Annotated in this window: 11 protein-coding genes; 6 read left to right on the forward strand and 5 right to left on the reverse strand. The window is 64.9% G+C overall.

Annotated elements, in window-relative coordinates:
- The first annotated feature begins 254 nt into the window (after positions 1-254).
- Both U5775_RS33010 and lpxC read left to right on the forward strand, forming a co-directional pair.
- The gene (locus U5775_RS33010) at positions 255-764 is read left to right on the forward strand and encodes a peroxiredoxin (protein ID WP_322062331.1); all 510 of its coding nucleotides are present in this window, start codon (positions 255-257) and stop codon (positions 762-764) included.
- A gap of 255 nt (positions 765-1,019) precedes the next feature.
- Complete coding sequence (lpxC, locus tag U5775_RS33015) at positions 1,020-1,937, forward strand: UDP-3-O-acyl-N-acetylglucosamine deacetylase (protein ID WP_322062332.1); 918 nt, start codon at positions 1,020-1,022, stop codon at positions 1,935-1,937.
- A gap of 92 nt (positions 1,938-2,029) precedes the next feature.
- On the opposite strand, the gene U5775_RS33020 is transcribed toward lpxC, so the two are convergent.
- Positions 2,030-2,590 carry a DUF721 domain-containing protein gene (locus U5775_RS33020; RefSeq protein ID WP_322062333.1) on the reverse strand — a complete coding sequence of 187 codons (561 nt, stop codon included), beginning with the start codon at positions 2,588-2,590 and terminating at the stop codon, positions 2,030-2,032.
- 437 nt (positions 2,591-3,027) lie between these two features.
- On the opposite strand from U5775_RS33020, the gene secA reads away from it, so the two are divergent.
- From secA to mutT, 4 genes are all read left to right on the forward strand, one after another.
- Entirely contained in the window at positions 3,028-5,844 is a 2,817-nt protein-coding gene (secA, locus tag U5775_RS33025; RefSeq protein WP_322062334.1) for a preprotein translocase subunit SecA, read from the forward strand.
- A gap of 185 nt (positions 5,845-6,029) precedes the next feature.
- Complete coding sequence (argJ, locus tag U5775_RS33030) at positions 6,030-7,271, forward strand: bifunctional glutamate N-acetyltransferase/amino-acid acetyltransferase ArgJ (RefSeq protein WP_322062335.1); 1,242 nt, start codon at positions 6,030-6,032, stop codon at positions 7,269-7,271.
- Positions 7,272-7,336: 65 nt separating this feature from the next.
- The gene (locus U5775_RS33035) at positions 7,337-8,218 is read left to right on the forward strand and encodes an ATP-binding protein (protein WP_322062336.1); all 882 of its coding nucleotides are present in this window, start codon (positions 7,337-7,339) and stop codon (positions 8,216-8,218) included.
- Positions 8,215-8,655 carry an 8-oxo-dGTP diphosphatase MutT gene (gene mutT / locus U5775_RS33040; RefSeq protein ID WP_322062337.1) on the forward strand — a complete coding sequence of 147 codons (441 nt, stop codon included), beginning with the start codon at positions 8,215-8,217 and terminating at the stop codon, positions 8,653-8,655. The genes U5775_RS33035 and mutT overlap by 4 nt, the downstream gene beginning before the upstream one ends.
- 97 nt (positions 8,656-8,752) lie before the next feature.
- Here the strand turns inward: mutT and U5775_RS33045 are convergent, their stop codons facing one another.
- The 4 genes from U5775_RS33045 to U5775_RS33060 form a co-directional block, all read right to left on the reverse strand.
- Entirely contained in the window at positions 8,753-8,950 is a 198-nt protein-coding gene (locus tag U5775_RS33045) for a DNA gyrase inhibitor YacG (RefSeq protein ID WP_322062338.1), read from the reverse strand.
- A gap of 108 nt (positions 8,951-9,058) precedes the next feature.
- Positions 9,059-9,814 (reverse strand): cell division protein ZapD, encoded by a 756-nt coding sequence (gene zapD / locus U5775_RS33050; RefSeq protein ID WP_322062339.1) that lies wholly within the window; start codon positions 9,812-9,814, stop codon positions 9,059-9,061.
- 213 nt (positions 9,815-10,027) lie between these two features.
- The gene (gene coaE / locus U5775_RS33055) at positions 10,028-10,630 is read right to left on the reverse strand and encodes a dephospho-CoA kinase (protein ID WP_322062340.1); all 603 of its coding nucleotides are present in this window, start codon (positions 10,628-10,630) and stop codon (positions 10,028-10,030) included.
- 3 nt (positions 10,631-10,633) lie between these two features.
- Positions 10,634-11,620, reverse strand: a complete 987-nt coding sequence (locus U5775_RS33060) for a prepilin peptidase (protein ID WP_415913710.1) — start codon at positions 11,618-11,620, stop codon at positions 10,634-10,636.
- Positions 11,621-11,665 lie beyond the last annotated feature (45 nt).

Genomic DNA, 11,665 nt, shown 5'->3' on the forward strand with positions numbered 1-11,665 from the left:
CGCCCGCAGACGGCATGGCCGGCATGAAGTGGCAATGAAGGTGAGAAGCGCCTCGACGCCGCATCCGCGAGGATGCCTGGCAGGGCGGCCTGTCCGCTGCGTTTTGACGCGCGGCAAAAAGGTGCAGGCGGTCCGTGTCAGTAGCACAATGGCGGGGTCTTCGGCGCGCGATTGCGACATGAGTCGCAACCTGCGTTGTCAACCGGATTGCCAGCGTGCCGGGACGCTTTGCGCATCGATGTGAAGGACGAGTCATGATCAAAGTGGGTGATACGCTGCCCGACGCAACGCTCTTCGAATTCATCGAAGACGAGCGTGCGGGCTGCACGCTGGGGCCGAACAGCTTCGGCGTGCGCGAGCAGACGGCGGGCAAGCGCGTGGTGATCTTCGGATTGCCGGGCGCCTTTACGCCGACTTGCTCGGCAAAACACGTGCCGGGTTATGTCGAGCAGTACGAAGCGCTAAGCGCGGCGGGCGTCGACGAAATTTGGTGCGTGTCCGTCAACGACGCGTTCGTGATGGGCGCGTGGGGGCGCGATCTGCGGACCTCGGGCAAGGTACGCATGATGGCCGACGGCAGCGCGGCGTTCACCCGTGCGCTCGGTCTGGAGCAGGATTTGTCGGCGCGCGGCATGGGGATTCGTTCCCAGCGCTACGCCATGGTGATCGACGACGGCGTGGTCAAGACGCTGAACCTCGAGGCACCCGGCAAGTTCGAAGTCAGCGATGCTGCGAGCCTGCTTGCTGCGCTGAGCCCGACATGAGCGCATTTGCCGCGCATGCGTTGCCTCAGTGCAACGGGCCGGCCGCGTAAATGTGACGGGCTATTACCACAAGCCGTGCGGGCCGCTGGCCGGGAACGCCTCCGTTCCGGTCATCGGCCCGTCTTCCATCCGGTTTGCGTAACAACGGGAAACAGATTGTCACGCCCCGGGCGACGACGGATTCGGCAGACTTGGAGTATAATTCGCGCTATGAATTAAAAAGTCCCGATTGGGATTTTCAATGAGCAGAAAATCATGTTGAAGCAGCGAACCATCAAATCGATCGTGAAGACGGTCGGCATCGGCCTGCACTCGGGCCGCAAGGTCGATCTGACGCTACGCCCGGCGGCGCCGGACACGGGCATCGTGTTTTCGCGCGTGGATTTGCCGACACCGGTGGACATTCCCGCGTCGGCGATGTCGATTGGCGATACGCGTCTCGCTTCTGTGCTGCAAAAGGACGGCGCACGCGTTTCGACGGTCGAGCACCTGATGTCCGCGTGTGCGGGTCTTGGCATCGACAATCTCTATATCGACGTCACGGCGGAAGAAATTCCGATCATGGACGGCAGCGCATCGTCGTTCGTGTTCCTGATCCAGTCGGCCGGCATCGAAGAGCAGAACGCGCCCAAGAAGTTCATCAAGGTCACGAAGCCCGTGGAAGTGCGCGACGGCGACAAGTTTGCCCGCCTCGACCCGTATTTCGGCTTCAAGCTCAAGTTCACCATCGACTTCCGCCATCCGGCCGTGGACAAGACCGGTCAGGCGCTCGAAGTCGATTTCGCGAATACCTCGTACGTGCGTGAGATCGCGCGCGCGCGCACCTTCGGCTTCGCACACGAAGTCGAGATGATGCGCGAGCTGGGCCTCGCGCGCGGCGGCAGCATGGACAACGCGATCGTGCTGGACGAGTACCGCATCCTCAACAACGACGGCCTGCGCTACGACGACGAGTTCGTGAAGCACAAGATGCTCGACGCGATCGGCGACCTCTACGTGGTCGGCCATCCGCTGCTGGCTTCGTACGACGCGTACAAGTCGGGCCACGGCCTGAACAACGCGCTGTTGCGCGAGCTGCTCGCGCATGAGGACGCGTACGAGATCGTCACGTTCGGCGACGCGCAGAAGGCGCCGCGCGGCTTTGGCTACGAGGCGCAAACGGCTTTTGCTTGATCCTTGCGCCGGGCGCTTGCCCCGGTTGCAAAACGAAAAAGGGTGGCTCGATGCCACCCTTTTTTACTTTTTGTCCGATTATTTCGGCCTGCTCAACGCCGTTTTAAATGGCGTGCGGCCATCTTCGCGAGCGCTTCCTGCAGCGGCGAAGGCGGCAGGTTCTCGCTGAGCGCGGCGAGCGCCGCAGCGCCTGCGGGTGTCATGCGCGCCTGCTTCGGCAATGGCGGCTCCTTCACCGCCTGCGGGCGCACGCGGATGCGTACGCCGTCGAGCGGCCAGCCGCGCGCCTGCAGGTCGGCCACGAGGCGGGGCTCGAGATGGCGCAGCCGCGCCGCGAGCGCGTTGTGCGCCGCGAAGAGCGCCAGCTTGCCGTCCTTGATGAAGCCGGGCTCCACGCTCGCGGCCAGGTAGTCGGGCAGCAGCGCGTCGAGGTCGCGCTGGATCGCCGCGATCTGCTCGACGCCGGCGCGCAGGGGCGCGAACGCGTCGGTGCGGCTCAGAACTTCGGTGAGCGGCTGCGGCGCGCGCGGCGGGCCAAATTTGCGCGATTTGCCTGGTCTAGCCGCCGTGCCCGATGAACCCGGGGCGCCCGATGGACGTAAAGCAGCAGCGGCTGCGGCATCCGGCCTTGAAAACGGCGAGAAACGGCTCATGTGACAGGAAGAGAAGCGCGCGGGCTGCGCGGCATTGCCGTCATTGTAGCCTGCGTACTTTGCCTTAACGCGCGTCGCAGCCGTTCGGCCAGGACCGCCCGGCTGCAAGCCGGCGAGCATAGCCGGAGCGCCGCACGAGTACACCGGACCGCCCGCGCGCCACGCGGTTGCGGCCGGCGGCTTCGACGGCTTGCGAGGCGCGTCAGCGCGGGCGTTGCGCACGAGATCCTTCAAGCGGCTGACACGGGCGGCGACCAGGGTGCGTGCTAAAATGCTCGATTCGAATCCACCAATTTGGGCTTAAGCCGCCGAGGTCCTTCCGATCCGGGTGCGTGGCGCGAGTATCGTTTGCAAACCTGGTCCAATCCGGGTGCTCAAGAGCCGCAAGCGAACTGCGCAGGAATCCCGGCCGAAGCCGCGACGCAGACACCGATCCGATGACCACCGGTTTCTTACAGAAAATCTTTGGCAGCCGCAATCAGCGCCTGATCAAGCAATATCAGAAGAAGGTCGTGGCGATCAATGCGCTCGAACCGACCATCGAGCAATACACCGATCAGCAACTGAGCGCGAAAACGGCCGAGTTCCGCGAGCGCGTGGCCAATGGCACGTCGCTCGACGAGCTGCTGCCCGAGGCGTTCGCCGTGTGCCGCGAGGCCAGCAAGCGCGTGCTGAAGATGCGCCACTTCGACGTGCAGCTGATCGGCGGCATGGTGCTGCATTACGGCAAGATCGCTGAAATGCGCACGGGCGAGGGCAAGACGCTCGTCGCCACATTGCCCGTGTACCTGAATGCGCTCTCGGGGCGTGGCGTGCACGTGGTCACGGTGAACGACTACCTCGCGCAGCGCGACGCCGAGTGGATGGCGCGTCTGTACAACTTCCTGGGCCTGTCCGTCGGCATCAATCTGTCGCAGATGGACCACGGCATGAAGCAGGAAGCCTACGCCTCGGACATCACCTACGGCACGAACAACGAGTTCGGCTTCGACTATCTGCGCGACAACATGGTCTACGAGACCGAGGCGCGCGTGCAGCGCGCGCTGAACTTCGCCGTGGTCGACGAAGTGGACTCGATCCTGATCGACGAAGCGCGTACGCCGCTCATCATCTCGGGCCAGGCCGAAGACCACACCGAGCTCTACGTGCGCATGAACGCGCTGCCGCCGCTGCTCGAGCGCCAGATCGGCGAAGAGAAGGCCGACGGCACGGGCGTCGAAAAGCCGGGCGACTACACGCTCGACGAAAAGGCGCGCCAGGTGTTCCTCACGGAATCGGGCCACGAGAAGGCCGAGCGCATGCTCGCCGAGTGGGGCCTGATCGGCCAGGGCGAGAGCCTCTACGCCGCGCAGAACATCACGCTGATGCACCACGTGTACGCCGCGCTGCGCGCGCACACGCTGTTCTTCAAGGACCAGCACTACGTGGTGCAGAACGGCGAAGTCACCATCGTCGACGAATTCACGGGCCGCCTGATGGCCGGCCGCCGCTGGTCGGACGGCCTGCACCAGGCCGTGGAAGCGAAGGAGCACGTGAAGATCCAGAGCGAGAACCAGACGCTCGCGTCGATCACGTTCCAGAACTACTTCCGCATGTACGCGAAGCTGTCGGGCATGACCGGCACGGCCGACACCGAAGCGTACGAATTCAACGAGATCTACGGGCTCGAAACGGTCGTGATTCCGACCAACCGCGTGCCCAAGCGCCTCGACAAGCAGGACCAGATCTACAAGACGGCCAAGGAGCGTTATGACGCGGTGATCCGCGACATTCACGAATGCTACGGGCGCGGTCAGCCGGTGCTGGTCGGCACGACGTCGATCGAGAACTCGGAGCTGCTCTCGAACCTGCTGACCAAGGCCGGTCTGCCGCACGAGGTGCTCAACGCGAAGCAGCACGCGCGGGAAGCGGCGATCGTCGCCGAGGCGGGCCGTCCGCAGCGCGTCACGATCGCCACCAACATGGCCGGTCGCGGGACCGACATCGTGCTCGGCGGCAACGTCGAGAAGCAGGCTGCGTTCATCGAAGCCGACGATGCCATTCCCGCCGACGAAAAGGTGCGCCGCATCCAGCAGCTCAACGACGAATGGCAGACGCTGCACGATCGGGTGAAGGCCGCGGGCGGCCTGCACATCATCGGCACCGAGCGCCACGAGTCGCGCCGTATCGACAACCAGCTGCGCGGCCGTGCGGGCCGCCAGGGCGACCCGGGCTCGTCGCGCTTCTATCTGTCGCTCGAAGACCCGCTGCTGCGCATCTTCGCCGGCGACCGCGTGCGCGCGATCATGGACCGTCTCAAGATGCCGGAAGGCGAGGCGATCGAGGCCGGCATCGTCACGCGCTCGATCGAGTCGGCGCAGCGCAAGGTCGAAGCGCGCAACTTCGACATCCGCAAGCAGCTGCTCGAATACGACGACGTCTCGAACGACCAGCGCAAGGTGATCTACCAGCAGCGCAACGAACTGCTCGAAGCGCACGACATCACCGAAACCATCGGCGCGATGCGTCATGGCGTGATCACGGACATCGTGCGTCAGTACGTGCCGCACGGCAGCATCGAAGAGCAGTGGGACGTGCCCGAGCTCGAAGAAGTGCTGCGCAACGAGTGGCAGCTCGACCTCGCGATTCAGGAGATGATCAACGAGTCGTCATCGATCGACGCCGATGAGATTCTCGAAGCCGTGCTCGCCGCCGCCGACGAAGCCTATGAGCAGAAGGTCGCGCTCGTGGGCCGCGAATCGTTCAGTGCGTTCGAGCGCTCGGTCATGCTGCAGACGCTCGACCGCAGCTGGCGTGAGCACCTCGCGGCGCTCGACCACCTGCGCCAGGGCATCCATCTGCGCGGCTATGCGCAGAAGAATCCGAAGCAGGAGTACAAGCGCGAGGCGTTCGAGCTTTTCGCCGCGATGCTCGATTCCGTGAAGACGGAAGTCACGCGCATCGTCATGAACGTGCAGATCCAGTCGCCGCAGCAACTCGAAGAAGCCGCCGACCAGCTGGACGAGCAGGGCAGCCATCTGGAGAACGTCGAGTTCCGTCACGCCGAATTCGCCGAAGCCGAGGCAAGTGCCGATGGCGCGCCGACAGCGGCGGCACCCGCCGCGGACGCCGCAGCAGCCATGGTGGGCGCGGCGATGACGCACGCGCACGCTGCCACGCCGGACGGCCAGGGTGTGCCGAAGGTCGGCCGCAACGATCCGTGCCCGTGCGGCAGCGGCAAGAAGTACAAGCAGTGCCACGGCAAGATCTCGTGATGGGCGCGGCGGCGCGTGCCCGGCGCTTCGCTGCGCACGGCTCGCACCGCTTGCCGCATGACGCGGCTTGACCGTTGATTCCGGTGGCCCGCATCGCGTACGCGGGCCTTACGTTTTGAATGTCCCAATGCCGGCCCGGCTGACAGATGCCGCGGCCGGCATTGCCTTTTCGACAGGTCGCCACCATGGCTGTCAATTTCCCCTCGATCGATCCCGCACAACTTCATCCGGTCGCCGGCGTGACGCTCGGCTGGGCCGAAGCCAACATCCGCAAGCCCAACCGCAAGGACGTCCTGGTGATCTCCGTCGATGAAGGCGCGAGCGTCGCGGGCGTGTTCACGCTGAACCGTTTCTGCGCCGCGCCGGTGACGGTGTGCCGCGAGCATCTCGCGAAGGTGCGCGCGGGCGGCAAGGGAATTCGTGCGCTCGTCATCAACACCGGCAACGCGAATGCGGGCACCGGCGAGCCGGGCCTCGTGAACGCGCGCGAAACCTGCGACGAGCTCGCGCGCCTCGCGGGCATCGAGCCTGAGCAAGTGCTGCCGTTCTCGACCGGCGTGATCCTGGAGCCGCTGCCGATCGAGCGCCTGAAGGCGGGCCTGCCCGCCGCGCTCGCGAACCGCAAGGCCGCGAACTGGTATGACGCCGCCCAGGCAATCATGACGACCGACACGCTGCCGAAGGCCGCGTCGCGCCAGGTTACGATCGACGGCCACACGGTCACGCTCACGGGCATCAGCAAGGGCGCGGGCATGATCAAGCCCAACATGGCGACCATGCTCGGCTTCCTCGCGTTCGACGCGAACGTCGCGCAACCGGTGCTCGACGAACTCGTGAAGTACGTGGCCGACCGCTCGTTCAACTGCATCACGATCGACGGCGACACCTCGACCAACGACTCGTTCATCCTGATCGCCTCGGGAAAGTCGAGCCTGCCGGCGATCACCTCGACCGATTCGCCCGCCTATGCCGCACTGCGCGACGCCGTGACCGAAGTCGCGCAAACGCTCTCGCAACTGATCGTGCGCGACGGCGAAGGCGCGACCAAGTTCATGATCGTGCAGGTCGAAGGCGGCAAGGACGTGGCCGAGTGCCGCCAGATCGCTTACGCGATCGGCCACTCGCCGCTCGTGAAGACGGCGTTCTACGCGTCCGATCCCAACCTGGGCCGCATTCTGGCCGCCATCGGCTATGCGGGCGTGACGGATCTGGACGTCGAAAAGATCGACCTCTATCTCGACGACGTGCTCGTCGCCAAGGCCGGTGGGCGTAACCCCGACTACCGCGAGGAAGACGGCCAGCGCGTGATGAAGAAGAGTGAGATCCTGATTCGCGTGCTGCTCGGCCGCGGCGATGCGCAGGCTACCGTCTGGACCTGCGATCTTTCGCACGACTATGTGAGCATCAACGCCGATTACCGCTCCTGAACGCTCCCGACCATGAACCCGATCGCGGTTCTCGACCGCGATTCCTGATTTCAAGCTCGATTTCCATGGACAAGCTCGAACAGTTTCTGACCCGCGCCGAAGCGCTGCTCAGCCGCCTTGAAGCCGTGCTGCCGCCGGCTGCGCCCGAAGTCGACTGGAGTGCGGCAGTCGCGTTTCGCTGGCGCAAGCGCCAGGGGCGCGGCTTTCTGCAGCCGGTGCCGGCCATCTCGACGATTTCGCTCGACGACCTGCAGAACATCGACCGCCAGAAGGACCTCATCGACCGCAACACGCGCCAGTTCGTGCAGAGCAAGCCCGCGAACAACGTGCTGCTGACGGGCGCGCGCGGCACCGGCAAGTCGTCGCTGATCAAGGCCTGCCTGAACGCCTACGCGAAAGACGGCCTGCGTCTGATCGAAGTCGACAAGGACGATCTGCACGATCTCGGCGATATCGTCGACCTCATTTCGACGCGCCCCGAGCGCTTCATCGTGTTCTGCGACGACCTTTCGTTCGAAGAGGGCGAGTCGGGCTACAAGGCGCTGAAGGTGGCGCTGGACGGCTCCGTAGCCGCGCAGGGCGACAACGTGCTGATCTACGCGACCTCGAACCGCCGCCATCTGCTGCCCGAGTACATGAGCGACAACGAGTCGTACAAGCACATGCCCGACGGCGAGATTCATCCGGGCGAAGTGGTGGAAGAGAAGATTTCGCTTTCGGAGCGCTTCGGCCTCTGGGTGAGCTTCTATCCGTTCAAGCAGGACGACTATCTGACGATCGTCGGCCACTGGCTGCGCCACTTCGGCTGCGACGACGCCGAAGTCGAATCGGCGCGCGGCGACGCGCTCGTCTGGGCGCTGGAGCGCGGCTCGCGCTCGGGCCGCGTGGCGTGGCAATTCGCGCGCGACTGGTCGGGCAAGAAGGCGCAGGAGGCGGGAACGGCATGAGTGGCATGAACGGCACGAGCGATCAGGCGAAGGACCCGGCTGCGCCGGCACGCCCGGTGACGGAAGTGGCCGTGGGCGTGCTCGTGCAGCCCGACGGCCGCTATCTGCTGGCCCAGCGTCCCGAAGGCAAGCCTTACGCGGGCTACTGGGAATTCCCGGGTGGCAAGCTGGAAAAGGGCGAATCGGTCGAGGCCGCACTCGCGCGCGAACTCCACGAGGAGCTCGGTATCGACGTGAAAGCGTGCCATCTGTGGCACACGCTCGAACACGACTACCCGCATGCCTACGTGCGGCTCTACTTCTGCAAGGTGACGGAATGGAACGGCGAGCCGCATGGCCGCGAGGGCCAGGCGTTCGTCTGGCAGTCGTTGCCCGCGAGCGTCGAGCCGCTCTTGCCCGCAACCATTCCTGTGCTGGAGTGGCTGGCGGCGGAGTGAGCCTTGCCTCGATAGAAAGTCAAAAGCCGCTGCGCGAGAAAACGTGCAGCGGCTTTTTTTTCGTCTCGCGTGAATGGGCGAGTGGCGGCAGACGCGCTTACTGGCGCGTATCCGTGGGGGGCGCTTCGTCGTCCGGCGGTGTGTCTTCCTCGTTGCCGCCGATCCGATACTTTTCGGCGGCCCAGGCGCCGAGATCGATCTGTTTGCAGCGTTCGGAGCAGAACGGGCGGAAGCGGTTTTCCGGCACCCAGCGGACATCCTTGCCGCAGGTCGGACATTTGACAACGGAGATCATTCGGTCGAACGGTTGGTGACTGGGCGCCGCCGCGCATGGCGACGCCGAGATTGGCAAAAAACGCAGCGCTTCAGCAGGCGCGCAATTCGCGTGCCTTGGCAGGCTGTACTACAGGCTGCAGAGCGTGAGCTGAAACGGCACGTCCTGATCGACGGCGCGCGGACGCAGATCGCCGTCCTGCACGGTGAAGCGCACCCAGAGCATGTACTTGTTGGCGCTCGCTTCGGGAATGACGTGCAATTCCGGTGCCACACGCACCTGCATGAGCTGATACGTGCGGCCCGAGAGCATTTGCTGATAACTTCCCTGCATGGCCATCACCTTCGATGCCTGACCGGACTCGCGCGCGAGACGCAGCACGATGCTCGCTGCGTCGCGCAGCGGCAGGAGCGGCGTGACCCACTTGGCGATATCCTGGCGGCGCTGGTCGGGATGCAACTGCTGCCATGCGTAATACGAAGGCAAGTCGAACTTGCAGGTGCCGCCCGGAATGATCGCGCGGCTACGGATGCTGGTGAGCCATTCGTTGTCCGCAAGATGCTGGCCGGTTTTGCCCTGCATCTGCGTGAGACCCGCGAGCGTCTGCTCGATTTCGCCAAGGACGGCTTCGAGCGCGTTCTGCTCGATGCCGGGATTGCCGCGGAACGGTGCGAGCGTCTGACGTTGCCTTTCGAGTTCCTTCATGAGGTCCGACTTGAGGTCGGCGCGGCCAGCAACTTCCGCAATTTCGAAGAGCGTCGTGAGCGCGACGTGATGTTCCCTCGGATCCTCCTGGGTCAGGAAAAACGTGAAGCGCTCGAAAAGATCTTCGAGGCGCAGCAGCGTCCGGATTCGCTCGTTGAAGGGATACTCGTAAAGAATCAAGCGCGCTCGCCTCGGACGTGGTCGATAAAGGATTTGCAGGACATTCTAATGCCGCGAGTCTGCGGTCGCAATCGCGCACCACGCGCACTTTGCCCGCGTACGTGCCCGATTCAGGGCTTTTTTCCCGATGAATGCCGCGGCCCTGCGCCGCGAAACGGTGAACCCCGTTGCCGCGCGCGCGGCATGCGGTTTGACCAGCGCTTTTACCCTTCGTTACGCGCGTGACAGTGCGAGGTAGCGCGCGTGCAGCATTTCGACGTCCTGCACGAGTGCTTCGAGCGTGGCGCCATCGTTGACAATCACGTCGTCGGCGGCCGCGAGGCGGGCTTCGCGCGTGGCCTGGCGCGCGATGATCGCGAGCACCTGCTCGCGCGTAAAGCCGTTGCGACGCATCACGCGCGCGATTTGCGTTTCCACGCTGCAATCCACGACGAGCACGCGATCGACGCGCGTTTTCCAGCTGCCGGATTCGACGAGCAGCGGCACCACCACGATCACATAGGGCCCGTTGGCCTCGCGCGTCTCGCGTTCGGTTTCTGCGCGGATCAGCGGATGCGTGATGGCTTCGAGCCGCTTGCGCGCCGCTTCATCGCCGAACACGAGCGCGCGCATGCGGGCGCGGTCCATGGAGCCATCGGCGGCGACGAATTCAGGGCCGAATTGCGAAGCGATCGTGGCCATGGCAATGCCGTTCGGCGCGGTGATGCGGTGCGCGATCACGTCCGTGTCGACGAGCGGCACGCCGCGCGCCGCGAACAGATCCGCGACGGTGGACTTGCCACTGCCGATACCGCCAGTCAATCCGACCGCAATCATCGATCAATTCCCCCCTGCAAAAACGGCATAAATCGGTGTGCCCGCAAACAACGTGACGAGTGCGCCGGCCGCGAGATACGGCCCGAAGGGTAGCGGTTCTTCGAAGCGCATGCGTCCGCTCAAGGTGGCGGCGAGGCCCACCACGGCGCCCGTGACGGCGGCGATCACGACGATCTGCGGCAGCGCGGCCCAGCCGAGCCAGGCGCCGAGCGCGGCGAGTAGTTTGAAGTCGCCATGTCCCATGCCTTCGACGCCGCGCAGCAGCCTGAACAGCCAGTAGACAGACCAGAGCGCGAGATAGCCTGCCACGGCGCCGATCACGGCGGCGTGCAGATCGGTGAAGGTCTCCGCAAAATTCACGAGCAGGCCGGCCCAGATCAGTGGCAGCGTGATCGCATCGGGCAGCAGTTGATGTTCGAGGTCGATGGCGCTCGTCGCGATGAGTGTCGCGCACAGCGCGAACGCAGCAAGCGCCTTGCCCGTAGGGCCAAACGCGAGCAACGCGCTGGCGGCGCACGCCGCGCCGGCAAGTTCGATCAGCGGATAGCGCACGCTCACGCGCGTGCCGCACTGCGAGCAGCGGCCGCGCAGCATGAGCCAGCTCGCGACGGGAATGTTCTCCCATGCGCGTAGCACATGACCGCAATGCGGGCAGGCGCTGCGCGGCAGCCACAGGTTGTAGCGGGCTGGGAGGCCGTCGTGCGCGTTGCTGTTCTCATTGACGTTTGCGATGTCGTCAGTGAATCGCTCGTCGCTCGTGGGCGCGTGGCCGAATGCCTCGGCGGCGTCGGCACGCCACGCGCGCTCGAGCATGATCGGCAGTCGATGCACGACCACATTCAGGAAGCTGCCGACGACAAGACCGATCACGATCGCGAAGCCCATCAGCATTGTGGGCGGCAGCGCGCCCAGTGCGGCAGCGAAGGAGGCGGCCGTGTCGATGGACGCCACCGATGCAAACGATGCCGCGGAGACGGTCGAATCCATCATGGAAGATGCGGGCGCAGCAACGGACGAAAGGAGGGCGGACATGAG

Origin of the sequence: Paraburkholderia sp. J63 (assembly GCF_905220245.1) — a bacterium.
Classification (GTDB): Bacteria; Pseudomonadota; Gammaproteobacteria; order Burkholderiales; family Burkholderiaceae; genus Paraburkholderia.

What these genes read in the sequence shown, in the direction of transcription:
- U5775_RS33010 (WP_322062331.1), top strand. Translation starts at nt 255, where the DNA reads ATGATCAAAGTGGGTGATACGCTGCCCGACGCAACGCTCTTCGAATTC.
- lpxC (WP_322062332.1), top strand. Translation starts at nt 1,020, where the DNA reads ATGTTGAAGCAGCGAACCATCAAATCGATCGTGAAGACGGTCGGCATC.
- U5775_RS33020 (WP_322062333.1), bottom strand. Translation starts at nt 2,590, where the DNA reads ATGAGCCGTTTCTCGCCGTTTTCAAGGCCGGATGCCGCAGCCGCTGCT.
- secA (WP_322062334.1), top strand. Translation starts at nt 3,028, where the DNA reads ATGACCACCGGTTTCTTACAGAAAATCTTTGGCAGCCGCAATCAGCGC.
- argJ (WP_322062335.1), top strand. Translation starts at nt 6,030, where the DNA reads ATGGCTGTCAATTTCCCCTCGATCGATCCCGCACAACTTCATCCGGTC.
- U5775_RS33035 (WP_322062336.1), top strand. Translation starts at nt 7,337, where the DNA reads ATGGACAAGCTCGAACAGTTTCTGACCCGCGCCGAAGCGCTGCTCAGC.
- mutT (WP_322062337.1), top strand. Translation starts at nt 8,215, where the DNA reads ATGAGTGGCATGAACGGCACGAGCGATCAGGCGAAGGACCCGGCTGCG.
- U5775_RS33045 (WP_322062338.1), bottom strand. Translation starts at nt 8,950, where the DNA reads ATGATCTCCGTTGTCAAATGTCCGACCTGCGGCAAGGATGTCCGCTGG.
- coaE (WP_322062340.1), bottom strand. Translation starts at nt 10,630, where the DNA reads ATGATTGCGGTCGGATTGACTGGCGGTATCGGCAGTGGCAAGTCCACC.
- U5775_RS33060 (WP_415913710.1), bottom strand. Translation starts at nt 11,620, where the DNA reads ATGATGGATTCGACCGTCTCCGCGGCATCGTTTGCATCGGTGGCGTCC.